Consider the following 18,346-nt stretch of genomic DNA (forward strand, 5'->3'; position numbering starts at 1 on the left):
CGGTTAGAGCCCGAATGGATAGGTGTCGGGAACGCCGGTTCTTGCATGCTCCGGGCCAAGCGGCGTCACTGCCGCGGTTTTGTCGAACCATAGGAACGCGTCGAACTGCTGGGGCAGGGAAGCGTCCGCATAGTGGCTGCCCAGCTCGGTTTCCGGCCGGTAGATTACCCCGATGAATCGCTCCAGCCTGCGTTCCAGCAGCCGCTCACGCAGCGTCTTGTCGCGCCCGAGGTCGAGCAGGAACCGCGACACGAGAGAATCGTGGCAAAGCCGTTCGTAGCTGTCGGCGTGCGACGCGCGAACCTGCTTCACCTCCATTTCGCCATCCCAGTCGCTTGCGGCCGCTACAGTGCCGGAATGCGTGCCCATACCGACTAGCGCTGCCTCATCGCCGAAACGCTGCCGGCAGAGCTGACCGATGTTCAGTTCGTCCCTGACGACACCCATCTCGGTAAAGCGGGCATCGCCGATATGGGAATTGTGCGCCCACACCACCGCCTTGGAGTTGGGGCCGCCGGCGTCCAACAAATGTTCCAAGGTCTCGAACATATGGGTGTCGCGCAGGTTCCAGGACTCCGCACCGCCATAGTACATGATCCGGTAGTAGTGTTCGGCGGACGCGATCAGCCGGGCATTCTGACTGGCGTCGAGAAAGTCGGTTCCGTCCTGTTTTGCATAATCGAGTTGTCTGGCGAGCAAGTCCCGGCATTGTTCCAGCACGGCTTTCTCGCATTTTTTATAGCCGGCGGTGAGCACCGCACGGCCGTAGGTAGACGGTTCGTGTTGCCAGGGCGTCAGGCAACCATACCGTTCGCGTGCGATCTTGGCTGCCTGGGGATCGACCCGGTCGAGATAGTCGAGGACCGCGCCTATGGACCCGCTCATATTGTAGATGTCCAGGCCGTAGAACCCTGCTTGCTCCGAAGGTTCTAGCTTCTCGTTGCGACGGCGCATCCAGTCGGAGAAGGCCGCGACATCGGTGTTGCGCCACATCCACGTCGGAAACCGCTGGAATGGCGCACCGGCGCCTGTTCGCGGCCGACGATGGCGAACGTAGCGGTCGATCGCCGCCGCATCGGGCCAGTCCGCCTCGACCGCGACGATGGTGAAGCCGTGCCGTTCGATAAGCCTGCGGGTGATCGCCGCGCGCGCCCTGTAGAACTCGGACGTGCCATGGCTTGCCTCGCCAAGCAGAACGACGCGCCGGTCGGCGAACCGATCGAACAATGCGCCGAAGGCCGGATCGTCGAAATCGGGCAGCGGTTCAGCCGCGGCCGCGATCATATCGGGCAGGCTGATCGGATGCGGATGTCGAAGTGGACGACCGACCTTGGTGACGGTGCCGTTTTCCGACCAACCCTGCTCGCCGATGAGAGGGACGAAGCGCACGCCGCCGAAATCCTCCTCGCTGTAGGTTGCGGCACCTGTCCGGGTGACTTTGAGCAGGCGTTGCAGATCGGGGTCGTCGCCGACCGGAATGACGAGCCTGCCGCCGACATCGAGTTGCTCCTGAAGGGCGAGCGGTGCGCCGGGACCGCTGGCTGTCACCACGATGGCATCGAACGGCGCCGCCTGCGGCCAGCCCTTGGTGCCATCGCCTGTCCGGACCTCGATGTTTCGATAGCCGAGTTTTTCAAACCGCCGTTTCGCCGTTTCTGCCAAACCGGGATGACGCTCTATGGTGTAGACCTGTTCGACGATCCGGCTCATCACCGCGGCGGCGTAACCCGAGCCGGTGCCGATTTCGAGCACGTGGTCACCCGGTTTGACGTCCGCCATTTCGATCATGAATGCGACGATGTAGGGTTGCGATATGGTCTGGCCGTCGGCGATCGGCAGCGGCGTGTCTTCATAAGCAAATTCCTCGAAACCGGGTTCTACGAAGGCCTCGCGTGGAACTTCGCGCATCGCCTGCAGAATTTCACGGTCATGGATGCCACGCCGGCCGACGTGGATATTGACCATTCGATCACGGGCACGAGGAAGATCGAGCATTTTTTAGCTCCCTTTGGTGCAACGCTTCGAGGTTGTCCTTCGCGGTAGCTGCCTTGAACCTGGCCTTCGCGATTCCAGTTTCTAACCGCTGGAGGACTTCAAGGTTCCCGCCTATTTGCGGACAGAGCCGCTCGCTCCAGCGGGATAGCGACCGGTCTCTTGGCCGCTCGGGTCGCGACACTGTCCCGGACGGCGGCAGTCGGGGGTTGCTCAAGCGCAAAGATGCCCCAGTTATCACCAGCGAACCGAAAGCTGGAGATGTCGATGAACGACAAGGCTGCCACGACGCCGCAGGCTATCGGCCACGAACGGATCGACCTCATGGACCGTTACTGGCGCGCCGCGAATTACATCTCGGTCGGCCAGATCTATCTGCTCGACAATCCGCTGCTGCGCGAACCGTTGAAGGCCGAGCACGTCAAGCCTCGGTTACTTGGCCATTGGGGCACGACGCCGGGCCTGAATTTTCTCTACCTGCATCTGAACCGCGTTATCCGCGAACGCGACCTCGATGTTCTGTTTATCTGCGGCCCGGGCCATGGCGGTCCCGCAATGGTCGCCAACACATGGCTCGAGGGCACCTATAGCGAGATCTATCCCGATATCGGGCAGGGCGAAGACGGCCTCAGGAAACTGTTCCGGCAGTTTTCCTTTCCCGGTGGCGTGCCAAGCCATGCCGCGCCCGAGACGCCAGGCTCCATCCATGAGGGCGGCGAATTGGGATATGCATTGGTTCATGCCTTCGGTGCGGCCTTCGACAATCCGGGTCTGGTGGTTGCCTGCGTCGTTGGTGACGGCGAAGCCGAGACCGGTCCGCTGGCGGCGGCATGGCATTCCAACAAGTTCCTGAACCCAGCGTCGGATGGCGCCGTCCTGCCGATCCTGCATCTAAACGGCTACAAGATCGCCAATCCGACGATCCTCGGCCGCATGGACGATCAGGAATTGCGAGACCTTTTCGCCGGCTATGGCTACGAACCGTTCTTCGTCGAAGGCCACGAGCCGCTTGCCATGCACCGGTCCATGGCCGCGACGCTCGACACGGTGCTCGATCGCATCCGTTCCATTCAGGAGCAGGCACGGGCTCCGGGATGGCATGGTCAACGCCCGAAATGGCCGATGATCGTGCTGCGCAGCCCCAAGGGATGGACCGGGCCGAAGGAGGTCGATGGCGATAAGGTCGAGGGTTTCTGGCGCTCGCATCAAGTGCCGGTATCGAACGCTCGAGGGAATGAGGAGCACCGCAAGATCCTCGAAAACTGGATGCGAAGCTACGAACCGGGAGAGCTGTTCGACGAAAGCGGGCACCTGTTGCCGGAGCTTGCGGCACTTGCCCCGACAGGGACAAGGCGCATGGGCGCAAGCCCGTACGCAAATGGTGGCCTGCTGAAGCGCGATCTGATGCTTCCAGATTGGAAAAGCCTGGCGCTGGAAGTGCCGCGTCCAGGTGGCGTCATTGCCGAGGCGACGCGGATTTGCGGAAGCTATCTTCGCGAGGTGTTCCGCCTCAATGCCGAGGCGCGAAACTTCCGCCTGATGGGGCCGGACGAGACATCCTCCAACCGCCTCGACGACGTGTTCGAGGTCACCGATCGGATCTGGATGGAGCGCATCGAGCCCTATGACGTCCATCTTTCCCGTGATGGTCGCGTCATGGAAGTGCTGAGCGAGCATCTCTGCCAGGGCTGGCTTGAAGGCTATCTGCTCACCGGCCGCCATGGCCTGTTTTCATGCTATGAGGCCTTCATTCATATCGTCGATTCGATGGTCAACCAGCATGCCAAATGGCTGAAGACCTCCGGCGAGCTCGCTTGGCGCAAGCCGATCGCCTCGCTCAATTACCTTTTGACCTCGCATGTCTGGCGGCAGGATCACAATGGTTTCAGCCATCAGGATCCGGGCTTTGCCGATCTGGTCGCCAACAAGAAGGCCGACACGGTAAGGCTCTATTTCCCGCCGGACGCCAACACCCTGTTGTGGATCACCGATCATTGCCTGAGAACCTATAACCGCATCAATGTCATCACCGCCGGCAAGCAGCCGGGACCGCAATGGCTGTCCATTGAAGAAGCCGGAGCGCATTGCAAAGCTGGAGCGGGCATCTGGGAATGGGCCGGCACGGTTGCTCAGCACGAGGAGCCCGATGTGGTCATGGCCTGCGCCGGGGATGTGCCGACCCTGGAAACACTGGCCGCGACAGACATTCTGCGCTCCGCGATCCCCGACCTGAAAATCCGCGTCGTCAATGTTGTCGACCTGATGACATTGCAGTCGAACACGGAGCATCCGCACGGCCTGCCCGACGGGGACTTCGACGCGTTGTTCACGAAAACACGGCCCGTCATCTTCGCCTATCACGGCTATCCCTATCTCATTCATCGCCTGACATACCGCCGCGCCAACCATGACAACATGCATGTGCATGGCTTCCGCGAGGAGGGCACCACGACGACGCCATTCGACATGGTGGTGCTCAATGAACTCGACCGCTACCATCTCGCGCTCGCCGCCATCGAACGCGTGCCGGGACTGGCCGAAAGGGCCGAAGGGCTTGCCGGCGAACTCCACGGCAGGTTGGCGAAGCACAAGGCCTATGTGCGCGAGCACGGCGAAGACATGCCCGAAATCCAGAAATGGAGCTGGCCCGACAAAGCCGCGACAAAGGGGCGCCAATGATGCGTCGGTCGATCCTGGCGCTGAATGCCGGCTCGTCCAGCATCAAGTTCGCGCTTTACGATCTTGTCTCATCACGGGATATGCAACTCGTTTCACGCGGCACGCTGGACCTGGGCGACAAACCCACACTGCGCGCAAAAGCGGCCGACGGAACGGTGCAGTGCGATCGGCCGCTCACCGCCGACAAGCGGCGTGACGCGGCCATAGGCGAGATGCTGAATTGGGTGCAGGGCGAAATTGGGGAAAGAAACCTGATCTGCGCCGGCCATCGCATCGTGCATGGCGGAAGCGAGTTCATCGAACCTGTCCGTCTGACCCCAGACATCATCGACGCCATCGACAAACTTACGCCGCTTGCTCCGCTGCATCAGCCTCGCAGTCTCGCGCCCGTCCGTGCAATAGCCGCCTTGCAACCGGACCTGCCACAGGTTGGCTGTTTCGACACCGCTTTCCACCAGACGATCGATCCGCTCGTGCGGCGCTTTGCCCTTCCGCGCCAGTATGAAGAGCAAGGCTTGCGCCGCTACGGGTTCCACGGTCTCTCCTATGAATACATCGCCGGGCGGCTCAGCGAGATATCGCCAATTTTCGCGGCGAAACACACGATCGTCGCCCATCTCGGCAATGGGGCAAGTCTTTGCGCCCTGCACGGGGGCAAAAGCATCGATACCACGATGGGTTTTTCGGCCCTGGATGGCCTCGTCATGGGCACGCGGTGCGGCGCCATCGATCCCGGCGTGCTGTTGTATTTCCTGCTGGAAAGAGGCATCGCGGCGGAAGAACTGCAGGCGATGCTCTACGAGAAGTCGGGCCTGCTCGGCGTATCCGGTATTTCCGGCGACATGAGGACGCTCGAAGCGAGCAATGATCCTCGCGCGCAAGAGGCGATGGCGCTTTTCGCCTTTCGCGCCGCGAGAGAGGCCGCGGCGCTTGCAAACACGATGGGTGGCCTTGAATGCCTGGTGTTCACCGCCGGCATCGGCGAACGGTCCGCGACCATCCGCAAGGCCATATGCGAAAAATTGACCTGGCTTGGCGTGGTGCTTGAAGATCGCGCCAACAACACCCACGCCGAGATCCTCAGTCGTCCCGAGAGCAAGGTGGAAGTACGGGTGATTGCGACCGATGAGGAAAGTGTCGTTGCACGTCACAGCCGCATGGTGATGCAAGCCTGAACGCTCGCCTCGGCATCGGAAAATCGGCTGTCGATTCGGCCCGATGAAAGCGCGGGCAAGGGTATTCCCTGTACGAAAATTACCAAGCAAGCGGTCGGGGGAACCAACTGCCCATAGAAATATTGTGCGAGCAATCCCGGCTAACCCCGAGATCGTCGGCCGATGATCAGGCCGACAGCCTTACTTCAGGCATTGGCTGAGGAATCCATGTTTACGGACGACGTTGCGGTGAGGCGCCTGAAAATCCTGGTCGAGCAATATGTCGAGACACGCAAGAAACGCCACGATGTGATCTCTACCGCCAAGGCCGGGACCGCAATTCGAGAGGTGATGCCAAGTTGCCCGCTTTCCGGAAAGGCCTTCGATGATCTGATAGCGGCCTGCGCCATCGAGCATGGCCTCGCTGTGCTCTTCGACAATCCGGGGACATCAGGCACTGAAGTCTGAGGCTGGCGCTTCCGATGCTACCGTCGCGATGAGCAGGAGTTCAGTCGGCATGTCCAGGTACTTTTTCGACCTTCGAGATGAGAGCGGAAGCTTGCAGGAGGATCCCGAGGGCCAGGAATTTTCTGATCTCGCGAGCGCTGAGGAAAACGCGATGGCGTCGGCGAAGGAAATCCTTGCCGAAGAGCTGCTGCATGGCAGGCCGCTGCGTACCGGATTGACCTTCGAGATTTTTGACGAGAACCGCAACCTGGTGCTGCGCTTTCCTTTTGCGCTCGCGGCCGAAAAGGCCGGGGCACCCCCTTAATCCCGAATTGCCTGGCCGATCACCTGCAGGGGCCATACAGGTCGCCTCATGCGGATCCTATCCTTCCGCCTTGAAGTTTCTGGCTTCCTTCTCGACCTTGGGGTTGTCCTTGCCATGCTTTTGCATGAGCTCCTTGGCCTGCTTGGGTGAGACGTCGGTGGTCTCTGCCAAGCGCAATGCCTTCTTGTCCTTGCTTTCGGTCTTCTGCTTCTTGGCCGTCATGGCTCTTGAACTCCCTTGAAGCCTTTTCCGATCGATCTTTGCCGGTGCGAACACCTGAGCATGTCCAGATGAACACTGTCGTTGCCTGGCTTGCTTCGACGACGAGACGTCAACGAGACGATGCCGGTCAGGTTCCGTGCATCGCCTGCTCATGTCCAAACTTGTCACGCCACGCGGCGGTACCGATGGCGGTCGCGGATGAACTCATTGAAGAAGCGGCCTTTTGAGGAAGCTTTGGTGAAAGCGGCATAAGTTGCCGGTGCAACATCCTCATATTCGTAGCGTCTGCCGCTCGGCACAAACCAGACCGACAGGATCCTGGTGGCGGGATCGTATTGCGCATTTCGGATCACGGTCGATGGCATGGTCGCACCCGACAGGTCTGCCCGAATAACCCGTTAGCGATCGTCAGGTTCCGCCGATATCCTGGCGTCACGCACCGCGACTACCGGTCGCGCGGGTTGCCGAACTTCGGGTCGCGCTTCCTTGAATATCGGTCGATGCGTGGCAGGCTGTCATCAAACTCGATCCACGGCAGCCTCAGGTCCCAATAGGCATGGGCTTGCGGCCGAAACCCTTCAGGGTTGTCAAAGAAGCCGATCGTCACATAGAACTCGTCCGGCAGGCCTTCGTCGCTATAGCCTATCGAGCTTCCACAGTCTGGGCAGAACGTGCGGGTGACGCCTGGCGTTTGGGAAAAGGCCTTCGGCGTCCCTCTAAGGAGCTGAAATTGCTTCGGCCGGTAACCAACCCAGATCGTCAGCGGACTTCCGATGGCCCGGCGGCAATCGTCGTCGTGATCGTAGCATATCCAGAAAGGCTCTCCGTCCAGGGCTGCGGCGATCCCTCCGCAGAAGCAGGCTCCGGTTTCGCGCCGCATCGTCTGTCCACCCTGTTGCGCCTAAGAGAGAGCGGCCGAGTGGCCGCTCCCGTTCAAGGTGAAGTCCTTGAAATCATGCATCGTGATGCTCGGGCATGCTCTTGAGCTGATCCTTGGTCCAGTTCGTCACCGCGTGAACGTCGCCGTCTTCATCGCGCATGAATTCCAACTGGCTTGCGGGAACGGCCACCGGCTTGGCGCCAATGCCGAGAAAGCCGCCGACATCGATGACGACCTGACTGGCGGCTCCTGAGCCGTGCACATGCGAAACGCTGCCGACTTTGTTGTCGTCTGCGTCGTAAATCGTGGCGTCTTCGAGAATGTCTGGTGTCAGTTCGGTGCTTGTGAGGCGTACGTGGTTGGTGTGATCCATCTTTCGAGACTCCTGTTGGGTGGAATTATTTGAACCTCTCAGCCGAGCAATCGTTCCGAACAATTCCGGGGGCGACGGACGGACGACGCAAGGACGCTAGAAGCCTCAACTCAGCCTCCGTCCGAATTGACTCGCAAAGCTCCGTACGGAAGCGTACAAAAGGAAATCGTCAGCAGCACAGTTGGGGCGCTGACGCTTGGGAGTGACCATCGCTCTTGCCCATCACGAGGCATGGTGTTGCACGGCGAAGGAGCCCGAGCACCCCGGTCTGCCAGTGGGCGCGATGACCGCGCTGGCGCGGGATACAGGCGCCACTGAACAACAGATACGCGAAATCATATCGCTCCTCGGGTTCGATCGCGCCTCTATCCTGCGGGAGGCTCGTTTGCTGGCGAAAGATAGTCAGCCAACAAGGCCTTCGAGTCTTCAGCAGTAACTGTCGGTTTCATACCAACGCGCCCGCCCGTCTAGTGCTGCGCGAGACGAAGTCTATGGTTCGTTACCGTCCGCTCGTTCGACGGGCGCGGCCGGCTAAGAGATCCCAGTGCTCTTGCCCAAGGGAAAAGAGTCTCGTGGATTACCAGACACTGCAAGCCAAGAGCGAATTGCTTCGCCGGATGAGCGCGGACGATTTCGCGCGGCTACGTCCGCATCTGGCGAGTGTTTTTCTTGAGTTGCGCGCGCCGCTGGAGACCGCGGGGCAGAAGATCGAAGCCGTCTATTTTCTGGAAAGCGGGCTGGCCTCGGTAGTGGCGAGGACTTCGCCTGCGACCGAAGCCGAAGTCGGAATCATCGGGTTCGAAGGAATGACCGGTTCGGCCCTGGTCATGGGGGACGACCAGGCCAACTTTGATTGTTACGTCCAGTCGACATGCGAGGCTCTCCGGATAGAGGCTGCCCCCTTCGTCGAAGCCCTGGAGGACAGCCCTACATTGCGGTCGTTCCTGTTGCGCTATGTCCAATATTTCCATGTTCAGACAAGCTATACGGCATCGATCAACGCGCGGCAGAGCCTGGAAGTTCGACTGGCAAGATGGCTTTTGATGTGCAGCGACCGCACTGTCGGCGACAGGCTTATGATAACCCATGAATTTCTGTCCATCATGCTTGGTGTGAGGCGTCCGGGGGTTACCGTCGGCCTCCAGATGATCGAAAGTTATGGTTATATCCGAGCGCGCCGCGGAGAGATTACGATCCGCGATCGAGACGGTCTCATGACGTTGGCGCGAGATTCTTACGGTCCACCCGAAACCCAGTACCGCCGGCTGGTCGGAGATTTGGGCTCGAAGCATCCCGCGAGGCAGGAGCGGCCTCTCGTTTGAGCGCGCCGGGCCAACGGAGGCTTCTCCGCCACTGAGCCGACAACAGGACATTTCGAGTGGCCGGCGCGATGATGCCGGTGAGACACCGTTGCCTAAACCCGCGCCGGCCACTGCGGCATGTTTTGGGGATGCCGCGTTGCCAATCTAGTTGCCGACAAGCAACTGGCAACGAAGGCTCACGGTTTGGTAAGAACCGTACGTACATGCACGCAACTCCCTCGGTCGCGTTCAAGGCATGCTCGCGAAATCCTGAGTTGAATACAGTCCCTCGATAAAGTCCGAATTGGCAGGCCCTGTCCGTCGTTGGGGTGACGTCCGCAGGGTGGGTGCAGATTGGCTGGCCAGGTTCCGATATTGCCAGGCGGGCTGGCCTTCACCATCTTAGCTGGGATGGCGACACCCAAATCGAAAACACTCGACTCCGGCTCATCCGGGCTTCAGCACGATCTCTTTGGTGCTGCCGACGACCTGCCGGAAGGTTTCTTCTATCAGCCCGAGTTGATCACGGCGCAAGAAGAAACGGAACTCGCCCGGCATCTGGAAGGCCTTCCGTTCGAGGCGTTCGATTTCCATGGCCATCTGGCAAACCGGCGCGTCGTCGGTTTTGGCCTGCGTTACGACTACGACAGACGCCAGGTCGTCGAGGCGCCGCCGATCCCTGACTTCCTGCTGTCCCTGCGCGACAAGATCGCAGCGTTGGCAGGCCGGCCCGCCAACGCCTTCGCGCAAGTGTTGATCAACGAATACCGGCCCGGCGCCGGCATCGGCTGGCATCGAGACAAGCCTCATTTCGAAGACGTTGCGGGTGTTTCGTTGCTGGCGCCTTGCAGCTTCCGGCTCCGGCGGAAGAATGGCACCAAATGGGACCGCCGGACCATCGTCGTCGAACCAAGGTCGGCGTATCTCATGACCGGACCATCGCGCATGGAATGGGAGCACAGCATTCCGGCGGTTGACCTGCACCGCTACTCGATCACCTTGAGGACATTGCGCGCCAACTCCGCATGAGCATCGCGCGCCGAGCCGTTCTGAGGCATTGCCAGCGCCATCACGAGTTCTTGAACGCAAAACGGTTCCGGGAACCTCCCAACCACAAGTTGGTTTGGAGGACAGGTACAGCTTCAAAGGTGGAGAATGTCCATGGCCCGTGCCCGATCCGTGTTGGTGGCAGCCAGGCGTCCGTTCCATAAAACGCCGATGGCGGTCGCAAACGCATGTTTCGTCGGCACATTGCTGACCGACGTTGCCTATTGGCGAAGCGCTGAAATAATGTGGGCAGATTTTTCCGCCTGGCTGCTCCTTGCCGGCCTGGTTGTAGGCGTGCTCGCGGTCCTTGCAGCACTTGTCGATTTGTCTACCGGCCGACTTGCCCGTCAAGCCGGGCCTGCATGGCCATATCTCCTTGGCAGCCTCGTCGTGCTCGTCATATCGCTCTTCAACGCACTGGTGCACAGCCGTGATGCCTGGACCTCGGTCGTGCCGACGGGGCTCATCCTGTCCGCCGTCGCCGTGATCGTTATCCTCTTGCTGGGACTGCTGGGATGGAGTTCCGGCCACACTCAAGTGGAGGTGGTCGAATGAATGTCTCCGCCAGACATATCCGGCGTATCGCGAGCCTCGGTCTGCTGTTCGGATCGATTTTGGCGCTGCCCGCATGCAGCGATAACGAACCGGATCCCACCGATCAGGTCGGAGCAAACCCGACGCTGCCTGAACCTATTCAGTATCTGGTGCCGCCCATGCATGTCGCGTCGGTCGTCGGTTGGAAACAAGACGAGAAGCCGACCGTCGCCAAGGGTTTGCAAATCCAGGCCTTTGCCAAGGGCTTGAGGCATCCGCGCTCGCTTTACACATTGCCGAATGGTGACGTTCTGGTGGTCGAATCCGTGGCGCCGCCCGGTGCCGCGATCAAGCGGCCGAAAGACCTGATCATGGGCTGGATCGAGTCGATGGCGACCTCGGGCGGCGGCACCGAAGGAAGCAACCGTATCACCCTGCTGCGGGATACGAACGGCGATGGTCTGCCCGATGTCCAGGAGGTCTTCCTCGATCATCTCAATTCGCCCTTTGGCGTGGCCCTGGTCGGCAACGATCTCTACGTCGCCAACACCGACGCCATCGTGCGTTATCCCTACACGTCGGGCGACACCAAGATCACCGCGCCGGGCGCCGTGCTGACGCCATTGCCCGGCGGACCTATCGATCACCACTGGACAAAGTCTCTCGTGGCCAGCCCCGACGGGTCTCGGCTGTATGTCGGCATCGGATCCAACAGCAACATCACCGAGAACGGCATCCAGGCGGAAAAGGACCGGGCCGCCATCTGGGAAGTCGACAGGGCCACTGGCCGCTATCGTATTTTCGCGAGCGGCCTGCGCAATCCCAACGGGCTGAGTTGGGAGCCGCAGAGCGGCGCGCTGTGGGCTGTGATCAACGAGCGCGACGAGCTCGGTCCTAACCTGGTTCCCGACTACATGACCTCGGTCAAGGACGGCGCGTTCTATGGTTGGCCGTACAGCTACTATGGTCAGCATGTCGACCCGCGCGTGATGCCGCAGCGGCCGGACCTCGTCGCCAAGGCGATCCCTCCCGACTATGCCTTGAGTTCCCACGTCGCACCTCTGGGCTTGACGTTCTACACTGGAACCAACCTGCCGGAGCTCTATCGCAACGGCGCCTTTGTTGGCGAGCATGGTAGCTGGAACCGCAAGAGCTTCAACGGCTACAAGGTCGTTTTCGTGCCGTTTAAAGACGGTCATCCAGATGGCAAGCCGCAGGACGTCGTCACCGGTTTCCTCGGCAAGGACAACAAGGCGCACGGGCGGCCCGTCGGCGTTGCCGTCGACAAATCCGGCGCGCTGCTGATCGCCGACGATGTCGGGAACACGGTCTGGCGCGTAACTTCCACGAGCCAGTAGGCACCTGCATAACGCTGATCGCTTCACTATCTCGGTGCGAATTCCACCAGCGCCTTGACGAATTCTGCCGGTGCCTCGATCGGCAGGAATTCGCCGCAGTTGGCGATCATGTGACCTTGCAGGTTCTTTGCGCCAGACATCCTCAGACCTTCGAGGTAATCGTCAATCGATCCAAAATCCGCGTCGCCGCGGATATAGAGGATCGGAACTTCGATGCGCGCCGGGGCATTGGCCTCGGCATCCTGCTTGAACGCGCGATACCAATCAAAGCCGGCCTTAAGTGCCTCCGGCCTCGCATAGGCCTGCGTCAACGTCTCCCGCATTTCATTGGTCAATGCTTCGGGACGGCCGGCGAGCAGATCGAAGAAAAAATCGAAGTAGGCGCGTTGATGGCCCGTCACCAGCAACTCCGGTAACTCAGGCACCGCATGAAACGCAAAGTGCCAGATGCCCGGGTTTGCGACTACCTTCGTCCATGGATGAAGGCCGGGGATAACCGTATTCATCGGCACCGCGCCGACGATGCGACCGCCATGATGGCGAGCAGCAGCGAAGGCAATCATGCCGCCCACATCGAAGCCTGCGACGACGATGGATTTGGCCCCAAGCGCCTCGGCGGCTGAAATCACAATACCGGCAAGAACCTTCTTTTCCGCCGACGGCGGAGTGCCACGCGATTCACCGATCTCCGGAAGATCGAAAGCCAGCGTAAAGTACCGTGTGCCGAGTTCATCGATCACGCCATCATAGATTTTCCGGGAATGGGGCCAGCCGTGCAGAAGGATCAAGGCCGGTCGGCGCGGATCGCCGGCCGTGGATACCGCCAGCTGCATATCGCCTGCTTCGAGGGTCTGGACGAGCATCGTCTATCCATTTTCGGGAACTCAGAAGAAAACGAAGAGCGAACGAATAGGTTGCTCCACCAGTTCGGTCTGCGTCGCTCGCCGCTGTCCGTTCTCCAACGTCTGTGCTCAAGGACCCAGCCCGCTTTCTGAGCCGGCTCGACCGTCACCAAGTGGGAGGAGGGGGCCATCCATCGGCCCTGTTGGTCCGCCTGCGGAACAAGCATTTAACCCTGGCGTTAGAATGCCGGGCGATCCCGCAACGGGCGAATGGGCAGTCGCGAAGTCGTCGCGGCGGTTTGCAATTAGGACAATGCAGGGAGATTCACATGCCGCTTACGGCCTTCGCACTCAATTGCTCGCTCAAAGCTTCGAACGACAGGGAAAAATCCTCCACCGATCGGTTGCTCGCCGATGTCCTGGCGGCGTTGATGCAATACGATGTGAAGGGCGAGATCGTGCGTGCGCTCAGCCACGATATCAAGCCCGGCGTGCTCTCCGACATGGGCGAGGGCGACGATTGGCCGAAACTCAGAAAGAAGATACTGGCGGCCGACATCTTCGTGCTCGGGCTTCCGATCTGGCTTGGCCAGCCCTCGAGTGTGGCCAAGCGCGTCCTGGAGCGGATGGATGCCTTTCTCGAGGAGACGGATGACAGAGGGCGAATGCCGGCAGCAGGAAAGGTGGCCCTGGTGGCCATCGTCGGCAATGAGGACGGTGCGCATCACTGCCACGCGGAATGCTTTCAGGCATTGAACGATGTCGGCTTCACCATCCCGGCCAATGGCGGGGTCTACTGGGTTGGCGAGGCGATGGAGGACGTCAACTATGTCGACCTGCCGGCAACTCCGGAAAAAGTCTCGGGTGCGATCGAAATGGCAGCCTCAAACGCCGCCCATCTCGCTGGATTGCTGAAAGACCAGGGCTATTCGGGCGTCTCGGGATGACCTTTGTTCGCCTAAACAACTTTGAGCGGCCAGACCTTGCAGCGTCGATGAGGTCTCAATCGGGAACAGGAAGGCTTGTAGCGAGTTCATATTCTCATCAGCCGGCGACCGCCGCTCCGTCTACACGGCGCGAAGCCGCAAACAGGAGAGCAAGTCATGGGTCTCGGCACAATTCTTATCATCATTCTGATTATCGCATTGCTTGGCGGCTTTAGTGGACTTGGCGGCGGGCCATTCTACGGCACCGGCTATTACGGGGGCGGCGGCCTCGGTCTTCTGCTGCTTATAGTCATAATCCTGGTCGTGCTCGGGCGTCTCTAGCCGAGTCCGCCATGCGGTGGCAGATTGTATCACCTGCCGCTTGCGGTTCTCTTCGGAGTTGCTTTGAATCCATAGCAGTCCGGCAATGACGGTCCGCCCTCTGGAGGGCGGACCACTCGTCGGACATATCAGGTCAAAATCAGCACGATCTTGAACGTATCCGGATCAACGATGACGATCCGACCGTCCGCAAGCACGAAATACTCGTAGCTTTCGTAAGCGGGAACGATCTTGACGATACGAGCCGGCAGCCGATGCAGCCTGACCTTGTGCCGCGGAACTTCGACGCCGACGCTGATGTCAAAATTGACATTGGACACAGGCTCGACCTTCGTCTCCCGGATAATCTGAGTGACTTGGGTTTTCTGCTCCACCGTCACGTTGTTGATGGAACCGGTCGACGTCGTATCCTGTGTCGAGGCCTTGCCCTGGGCCTGCTGGTCGGTGGTGGTGCCGGCCTTGCCCTGAGCCTGCTCGTCGGTCTGCATCTTGGTCTTGCCCTGGGCCTGCTGGTCGGTGGTGGTGCCGGCCTTGCCCTGAGCCTGCTCGTCGGTCTGCATCTTGGTCTTGCCCTGGGCCTGCTGGTCGGTGGTGGTGCCGGCCTTGCCCTGAGCCTGCTCGTCAGTCTTCAGCTTGGCTTTGCCCTGGGCCTGCTGGTCGGTGGTGGTGCCGGCCTTGCCCTGAGCCTGCTCGTCAGTCTTCAGCTTGGCTTTGCCCTGGGCCTGCTGGTCGGTGGTGGTGCTGGCCTTGCCCTGAGCCTGCTCATCGGTCTTCAGCTTGGCCTTGCCCTGGGCCTGCTGGTCGGTGGTGGTGCCGGCCTTGCCCTGAGCCTGCTCGTCGGTCTTCAGCTTGGCTTTGCCCTGGGCCTGCTCGCCCATCTTGGAGCCGTTCTGGCAGTCAGCCTGCCCGGAAGCGCAGTTGGCGTCTGCGCCAGATTGGCTTTCGGTCTGTTGTGTCTGAGCCGCCGCCGTTCCACAGCCGAGCCCGATGGCCAGCATGCTGGTAATGAGAACACGTTTCATGGGAAATCTCCCTGGGTAAGGTTCGTCCCTTCACTGGGTAGAACCAGCACCCAAAAAAAATGTTCCGAGATAGATGCGTGAGTGCTAAAAAACGACCCCGCCTGAGATCATACGATCGCGGGCGGAAGCCGCCGTTAAAGCGACCTTTTCAACCTTGGCGATTGCCCTAGCTGTCTCCGGAGAGGAGACCGACATGGCAATCTATAGTCTGAGAGTGGTCAGCTTCATTTTCGTTGCCCTGGCTTTCGCTCCGGCCGCCGCGCATTTCTTCGCTATGTTCAACAAGATGAAGCTCGACGGGCCAAACTATCTGGCTGCGCAGCGCGCCTATGATGGATGGAGCCTGTTCGGCATCGTGGTGCTGGGAGCATTGCTCTCCACGGCCGCCCTGGCGATCCTGCTCTATCGAGCGAGCGCATCTTTCGGCTTGGTTGTTGTCGCCTTTCTAAGCATCGGCGCCACGCAGTTTGCCTTCTGGACGCTGACCTATCCAATCAATCAGGCGACCCGGAACTGGACTGTCCTCCCTGAAAACTGGGAGCTGCTGCGGCGCCAATGGGAGTATTCGCATGCCATCGCCGCAGGCCTCAACGCCTTGGCGTTGCTGGTGCTTTTCATATCGGCGCTTCGCCCTGCGGTGCGTTGAACGACCACGTCGTCACCAGCACGGCCAGCGGGCAGGAACCACCATGAAGCGGAATCATTGAAACGCCAGATGTTCCAGCGCGGCAGGAAAAATGAAACGGTACTATTTTGATCTTCAAAACGGTGACGGCACGGTACCCGACGATGACGGGCAGCTGTTCGAATCCCGGGAACAAGCCAGAGCGGAAGCAATTCGTATTTTGCAGGATGTCGCCCAAGACGAAATGCCCGACTGCGATTTCGTCAAGATAACCGTCAAGGTACGCGATGAGATCGGTGCGCAGATGTTTGAGGCGTCGCTTGTTCTGACCTCCGGATGGAGCGTTTGATGTCGCAGTGCTAGCGGCGATACCGCACCGGGATTTGCACGACATTCTCCGATCCAGGCAGATCAAAGGCCATGGCCAGCTGACGTACGGAGGCCATCTCCACGATCAGTTCTTCAATCGAAAGGTCTGGCAGGCCGGTCTTCACCCTCTGCCTCACCCTGGCCGCAAGTTCATGAACCCGCACCGGGACGAAAAGCGGGCTGTCGTCCAGCAGCTTGCTGATTTCGATGACCACATCGGCGTCGATGTCTTTCGGCAATTCCCGCATGAGCGTCACCTCCAATCGAAGCAACAGCCCGCCATGTCGATGCGACGGGCGATCCGGCTTTGAGCGCCGGGCAGTGGGATCGGAGAGGGACGTGCTCGGCGCTGGCCGATATCCTGATTCATAAAACTGCGAGCATAGGTGTGTCACGAAAAAATATCGGTACGAAATTTACCAAGCCGGTCATCCCATGCAATCCACAAGGGCCTTCCCGAAATCCGGCAGCGGCTGTTGCCGACAGAGGAGGAACAAAAAATATGGCCCGGAATTGAGACTGACGAATTGGAGGATCTAGCCATGGACAGCAGGGAAGAAAAGATCAAACGACGGGCCTATGAAATCTGGGAACAAGAGGGCCGGCCGGTAGGCCGCGAGCAGGAGCACTGGGATCGGGCCGTGCAGGAGATCGAAGCTGAGGGTTCGGAGACTGAACGTGGCCCGGTTCTGCCTGACCCGACAGTTGCGGCCGATTCCAATAGCTCGAAGCGTTGATCGGCAATCCCATGGCGTCTTGAGGACCCCGGTCGGGCAACCAAATTGGCGGAACCTCGTTTGCCGGGCATCAACCAGAGGAGGTTTCGATGAAGAGGTTCTTTTCATTCCTGGTCTTGGCCGCTGCCCTTGCGCTCGGCGCCTGCGACAACAACACCGAGCCGATGAAAGCCACCAGCAACAAGAACCCACAGGTTGATCAGGCCGCCAGACCAGGCCCCACGACTGGCGGCGACCAGCCAGCTACGGTGCCTCAGAGCAAATGAACTCCGTCTCACATTGCGACACACCTCTGCTGCGCGTCGCCTATCTCGATGGTGGACCGCAGGACGGCGCCCCGGTTATCCTGCTGCATGGCTGGCCCGACGACGCGACGACATACGCTCGTATTTCGCCGATGCTTCATGAAGCTGGCTTCCGGACGTTTTCCCCTTGGTTGCGAGGCTTTGGGCCGACATCGTTCCTGTCGAAAGAAACCATGCGCTCGGGCGAGATTGCCGCGATGGCGCAGGATGTGCTGGATTTTGCAGATGCGCTTGGCATCAGCCGCTTTGCAGTTGTCGGACATGATTGGGGCGCTCGGATATCCTATCTGCTCGCGTCGGTTTTTCCGGACCGCATCAAGTGCTGCGCTGCGCTGTCCCTCGGCTGGCAACCAGGCAAACCAGCAACGCCGGCGCCCGAACAGGCGAAAGCATTTTGGTATCAATGGTTCATGGCGACCGCACGGGGCGCCGAGTTCGTACGAAAGAACGGCAAGGAATTCGCCAGGTATCAGTGGGACAGCTGGGGTCCATCAGGCTGGTTCGACGACGCCATTTTCGATGGCGTTGCGAGCTCGTTCGAAAATCCTGACTGGGCGGATGTGACGTTGCATTCCTATCGGGTCCGGTGGGAAGAGGCCGAGCCCGATCCGCGTTATGCCGAACTCGCCCGCCGGCAAGCAACGGTCAAGATCATCACCGTGCCGATCCTGACGCTTCACGGTGGTGACGACCGCGTTGTGTTTGCCCAGTCTTCAGAGGGGCTCGAAGGGCATTTCACCGCGTTCTACAGGCGGGTGGTGCTGGATGGCATCGGACACTTCCCGACGCGTGAGGCTTCTGATCAGGTTTCGCGAACGTTGGCTGCATTTCTCGATAGCCATGGCAAGCGCTGACGGAGGGGCGCC

23 protein-coding genes are annotated in these 18,346 nt (G+C 60.2%); 15 read left to right on the top strand and 8 right to left on the bottom strand.

The window, feature by feature from the left end:
• Positions 1 to 3 precede the first annotated feature (3 nt).
• Positions 4 to 1,995 carry a protein-L-isoaspartate(D-aspartate) O-methyltransferase gene (locus MESCI_RS18850; RefSeq protein WP_013531531.1) on the bottom strand — a complete coding sequence of 664 codons (1,992 nt, stop codon included), beginning with the start codon at positions 1,993 to 1,995 and terminating at the stop codon, positions 4 to 6.
• A 264-nt stretch (positions 1,996 to 2,259) separates the two neighbouring features.
• Here MESCI_RS18850 and MESCI_RS18855 point away from each other — a divergent pair, with 264 nt between their 5' ends.
• The 4 genes from MESCI_RS18855 (at position 2,260) to MESCI_RS18870 (ending at position 6,597) form a co-directional block, all read left to right on the top strand.
• On the top strand, positions 2,260 to 4,671 hold the full coding sequence (locus tag MESCI_RS18855; protein WP_013531532.1) for a phosphoketolase family protein: 2,412 nt from the start codon (positions 2,260 to 2,262) through the stop codon (positions 4,669 to 4,671).
• The gene (locus tag MESCI_RS18860; protein ID WP_013531533.1) at positions 4,668 to 5,846 is read left to right on the top strand and encodes an acetate/propionate family kinase; all 1,179 of its coding nucleotides are present in this window, start codon (positions 4,668 to 4,670) and stop codon (positions 5,844 to 5,846) included. The genes MESCI_RS18855 and MESCI_RS18860 overlap by 4 nt, the downstream gene beginning before the upstream one ends.
• 207 nt (positions 5,847 to 6,053) lie before the next feature.
• Positions 6,054 to 6,293 carry a hypothetical protein gene (locus MESCI_RS18865; RefSeq protein WP_013531534.1) on the top strand — a complete coding sequence of 80 codons (240 nt, stop codon included), beginning with the start codon at positions 6,054 to 6,056 and terminating at the stop codon, positions 6,291 to 6,293.
• A 49-nt stretch (positions 6,294 to 6,342) separates the two neighbouring features.
• Complete coding sequence (locus MESCI_RS18870; RefSeq protein WP_013531535.1) at positions 6,343 to 6,597, top strand: DUF6894 family protein; 255 nt, start codon at positions 6,343 to 6,345, stop codon at positions 6,595 to 6,597.
• A gap of 57 nt (positions 6,598 to 6,654) precedes the next feature.
• Here the strand turns inward: MESCI_RS18870 and MESCI_RS32280 are convergent, their stop codons facing one another.
• The 4 genes from MESCI_RS32280 to MESCI_RS18885 form a co-directional block, all read right to left on the bottom strand.
• Positions 6,655 to 6,819 carry a hypothetical protein gene (locus MESCI_RS32280; protein ID WP_013531536.1) on the bottom strand — a complete coding sequence of 55 codons (165 nt, stop codon included), beginning with the start codon at positions 6,817 to 6,819 and terminating at the stop codon, positions 6,655 to 6,657.
• A 164-nt stretch (positions 6,820 to 6,983) separates the two neighbouring features.
• Complete coding sequence (locus tag MESCI_RS18875; RefSeq protein ID WP_013531537.1) at positions 6,984 to 7,184, bottom strand: KTSC domain-containing protein; 201 nt, start codon at positions 7,182 to 7,184, stop codon at positions 6,984 to 6,986.
• Between the two features lie 80 nt (positions 7,185 to 7,264).
• On the bottom strand, positions 7,265 to 7,699 hold the full coding sequence (locus MESCI_RS18880; protein ID WP_013531538.1) for a GFA family protein: 435 nt from the start codon (positions 7,697 to 7,699) through the stop codon (positions 7,265 to 7,267).
• Positions 7,700 to 7,772: 73 nt separating this feature from the next.
• The gene (locus MESCI_RS18885) at positions 7,773 to 8,072 is read right to left on the bottom strand and encodes a PRC-barrel domain-containing protein (protein ID WP_013531539.1); all 300 of its coding nucleotides are present in this window, start codon (positions 8,070 to 8,072) and stop codon (positions 7,773 to 7,775) included.
• A gap of 572 nt (positions 8,073 to 8,644) precedes the next feature.
• Between MESCI_RS18885 and MESCI_RS18890 the strand changes: the two genes are divergently transcribed.
• From MESCI_RS18890 to MESCI_RS18905, 4 genes are all read left to right on the top strand, one after another.
• Positions 8,645 to 9,394 (top strand): Crp/Fnr family transcriptional regulator, encoded by a 750-nt coding sequence (locus MESCI_RS18890; protein WP_013531540.1) that lies wholly within the window; start codon positions 8,645 to 8,647, stop codon positions 9,392 to 9,394.
• Between the two features lie 390 nt (positions 9,395 to 9,784).
• Entirely contained in the window at positions 9,785 to 10,402 is a 618-nt protein-coding gene (locus tag MESCI_RS18895) for an alpha-ketoglutarate-dependent dioxygenase AlkB (RefSeq protein WP_032809461.1), read from the top strand.
• Between the two features lie 132 nt (positions 10,403 to 10,534).
• On the top strand, positions 10,535 to 10,975 hold the full coding sequence (locus MESCI_RS18900) for a DUF2231 domain-containing protein (RefSeq protein ID WP_013531542.1): 441 nt from the start codon (positions 10,535 to 10,537) through the stop codon (positions 10,973 to 10,975).
• Complete coding sequence (locus MESCI_RS18905) at positions 10,972 to 12,312, top strand: PQQ-dependent sugar dehydrogenase (RefSeq protein ID WP_013531543.1); 1,341 nt, start codon at positions 10,972 to 10,974, stop codon at positions 12,310 to 12,312. The genes MESCI_RS18900 and MESCI_RS18905 overlap by 4 nt, the downstream gene beginning before the upstream one ends.
• 26 nt (positions 12,313 to 12,338) lie before the next feature.
• Here the strand turns inward: MESCI_RS18905 and MESCI_RS18910 are convergent, their stop codons facing one another.
• Positions 12,339 to 13,175: an alpha/beta fold hydrolase gene (locus tag MESCI_RS18910; RefSeq protein ID WP_013531544.1), complete on the bottom strand. Its 837-nt coding sequence runs from the start codon at positions 13,173 to 13,175 to the stop codon at positions 12,339 to 12,341.
• Between the two features lie 308 nt (positions 13,176 to 13,483).
• Between MESCI_RS18910 and MESCI_RS18915 the strand changes: the two genes are divergently transcribed.
• The gene (locus tag MESCI_RS18915) at positions 13,484 to 14,101 is read left to right on the top strand and encodes a flavodoxin family protein (RefSeq protein ID WP_013531545.1); all 618 of its coding nucleotides are present in this window, start codon (positions 13,484 to 13,486) and stop codon (positions 14,099 to 14,101) included.
• A 156-nt stretch (positions 14,102 to 14,257) separates the two neighbouring features.
• Positions 14,258 to 14,422: a DUF3309 family protein gene (locus tag MESCI_RS18920; RefSeq protein WP_013531546.1), complete on the top strand. Its 165-nt coding sequence runs from the start codon at positions 14,258 to 14,260 to the stop codon at positions 14,420 to 14,422.
• A gap of 128 nt (positions 14,423 to 14,550) precedes the next feature.
• On the opposite strand, the gene MESCI_RS18925 is transcribed toward MESCI_RS18920, so the two are convergent.
• Entirely contained in the window at positions 14,551 to 15,444 is an 894-nt protein-coding gene (locus tag MESCI_RS18925; protein WP_013531547.1) for a DUF1236 domain-containing protein, read from the bottom strand.
• Between the two features lie 154 nt (positions 15,445 to 15,598).
• Here MESCI_RS18925 and MESCI_RS18930 point away from each other — a divergent pair, with 154 nt between their 5' ends.
• Both MESCI_RS18930 and MESCI_RS18935 read left to right on the top strand, forming a co-directional pair.
• Positions 15,599 to 16,090: a hypothetical protein gene (locus tag MESCI_RS18930; protein WP_224674205.1), complete on the top strand. Its 492-nt coding sequence runs from the start codon at positions 15,599 to 15,601 to the stop codon at positions 16,088 to 16,090.
• Positions 16,091 to 16,181: 91 nt separating this feature from the next.
• Positions 16,182 to 16,418 carry a DUF6894 family protein gene (locus MESCI_RS18935; protein ID WP_013531549.1) on the top strand — a complete coding sequence of 79 codons (237 nt, stop codon included), beginning with the start codon at positions 16,182 to 16,184 and terminating at the stop codon, positions 16,416 to 16,418.
• A 10-nt stretch (positions 16,419 to 16,428) separates the two neighbouring features.
• Here the strand turns inward: MESCI_RS18935 and MESCI_RS18940 are convergent, their stop codons facing one another.
• Positions 16,429 to 16,686, bottom strand: a complete 258-nt coding sequence (locus tag MESCI_RS18940; protein WP_013531550.1) for a hypothetical protein — start codon at positions 16,684 to 16,686, stop codon at positions 16,429 to 16,431.
• 294 nt (positions 16,687 to 16,980) lie between these two features.
• On the opposite strand from MESCI_RS18940, the gene MESCI_RS18945 reads away from it, so the two are divergent.
• The 3 genes from MESCI_RS18945 to MESCI_RS18950 all read left to right on the top strand — a co-directional run bounded on the left by MESCI_RS18945 (position 16,981) and on the right by MESCI_RS18950 (position 18,334).
• Positions 16,981 to 17,175 (top strand): DUF2934 domain-containing protein, encoded by a 195-nt coding sequence (locus tag MESCI_RS18945; protein WP_013531551.1) that lies wholly within the window; start codon positions 16,981 to 16,983, stop codon positions 17,173 to 17,175.
• Positions 17,176 to 17,264: 89 nt separating this feature from the next.
• Positions 17,265 to 17,441: a hypothetical protein gene (locus MESCI_RS32285; RefSeq protein WP_013531552.1), complete on the top strand. Its 177-nt coding sequence runs from the start codon at positions 17,265 to 17,267 to the stop codon at positions 17,439 to 17,441.
• Entirely contained in the window at positions 17,438 to 18,334 is an 897-nt protein-coding gene (locus tag MESCI_RS18950; protein ID WP_013531553.1) for an alpha/beta fold hydrolase, read from the top strand. The genes MESCI_RS32285 and MESCI_RS18950 overlap by 4 nt, the downstream gene beginning before the upstream one ends.
• Positions 18,335 to 18,346 lie beyond the last annotated feature (12 nt).

It is taken from the genome of Mesorhizobium ciceri biovar biserrulae WSM1271 (genome assembly GCF_000185905.1).
Lineage (GTDB): Bacteria > Pseudomonadota > Alphaproteobacteria > Rhizobiales > Rhizobiaceae > Mesorhizobium > Mesorhizobium ciceri.

Bases quoted from the DNA above. Each gene is read 5' to 3' on its own strand.
- MESCI_RS18850 (WP_013531531.1), bottom strand. From the start codon at position 1,995: ATGCTCGATCTTCCTCGTGCCCGTGATCGAATGGTCAATATCCACGTC.
- MESCI_RS18855 (WP_013531532.1), top strand. From the start codon at position 2,260: ATGAACGACAAGGCTGCCACGACGCCGCAGGCTATCGGCCACGAACGG.
- MESCI_RS18860 (WP_013531533.1), top strand. From the start codon at position 4,668: ATGATGCGTCGGTCGATCCTGGCGCTGAATGCCGGCTCGTCCAGCATC.
- MESCI_RS18865 (WP_013531534.1), top strand. From the start codon at position 6,054: ATGTTTACGGACGACGTTGCGGTGAGGCGCCTGAAAATCCTGGTCGAG.
- MESCI_RS18870 (WP_013531535.1), top strand. From the start codon at position 6,343: ATGTCCAGGTACTTTTTCGACCTTCGAGATGAGAGCGGAAGCTTGCAG.
- MESCI_RS32280 (WP_013531536.1), bottom strand. From the start codon at position 6,819: ATGACGGCCAAGAAGCAGAAGACCGAAAGCAAGGACAAGAAGGCATTG.
- MESCI_RS18875 (WP_013531537.1), bottom strand. From the start codon at position 7,184: ATGCCATCGACCGTGATCCGAAATGCGCAATACGATCCCGCCACCAGG.
- MESCI_RS18880 (WP_013531538.1), bottom strand. From the start codon at position 7,699: ATGCGGCGCGAAACCGGAGCCTGCTTCTGCGGAGGGATCGCCGCAGCC.
- MESCI_RS18885 (WP_013531539.1), bottom strand. From the start codon at position 8,072: ATGGATCACACCAACCACGTACGCCTCACAAGCACCGAACTGACACCA.
- MESCI_RS18895 (WP_032809461.1), top strand. From the start codon at position 9,785: ATGGCGACACCCAAATCGAAAACACTCGACTCCGGCTCATCCGGGCTT.
- MESCI_RS18900 (WP_013531542.1), top strand. From the start codon at position 10,535: ATGGCCCGTGCCCGATCCGTGTTGGTGGCAGCCAGGCGTCCGTTCCAT.
- MESCI_RS18905 (WP_013531543.1), top strand. From the start codon at position 10,972: ATGAATGTCTCCGCCAGACATATCCGGCGTATCGCGAGCCTCGGTCTG.
- MESCI_RS18910 (WP_013531544.1), bottom strand. From the start codon at position 13,175: ATGCTCGTCCAGACCCTCGAAGCAGGCGATATGCAGCTGGCGGTATCC.
- MESCI_RS18915 (WP_013531545.1), top strand. From the start codon at position 13,484: ATGCCGCTTACGGCCTTCGCACTCAATTGCTCGCTCAAAGCTTCGAAC.
- MESCI_RS18920 (WP_013531546.1), top strand. From the start codon at position 14,258: ATGGGTCTCGGCACAATTCTTATCATCATTCTGATTATCGCATTGCTT.
- MESCI_RS18925 (WP_013531547.1), bottom strand. From the start codon at position 15,444: ATGAAACGTGTTCTCATTACCAGCATGCTGGCCATCGGGCTCGGCTGT.
- MESCI_RS18935 (WP_013531549.1), top strand. From the start codon at position 16,182: ATGAAACGGTACTATTTTGATCTTCAAAACGGTGACGGCACGGTACCC.
- MESCI_RS18940 (WP_013531550.1), bottom strand. From the start codon at position 16,686: ATGCGGGAATTGCCGAAAGACATCGACGCCGATGTGGTCATCGAAATC.
- MESCI_RS18945 (WP_013531551.1), top strand. From the start codon at position 16,981: ATGGACAGCAGGGAAGAAAAGATCAAACGACGGGCCTATGAAATCTGG.
- MESCI_RS32285 (WP_013531552.1), top strand. From the start codon at position 17,265: ATGAAGAGGTTCTTTTCATTCCTGGTCTTGGCCGCTGCCCTTGCGCTC.
- MESCI_RS18950 (WP_013531553.1), top strand. From the start codon at position 17,438: ATGAACTCCGTCTCACATTGCGACACACCTCTGCTGCGCGTCGCCTAT.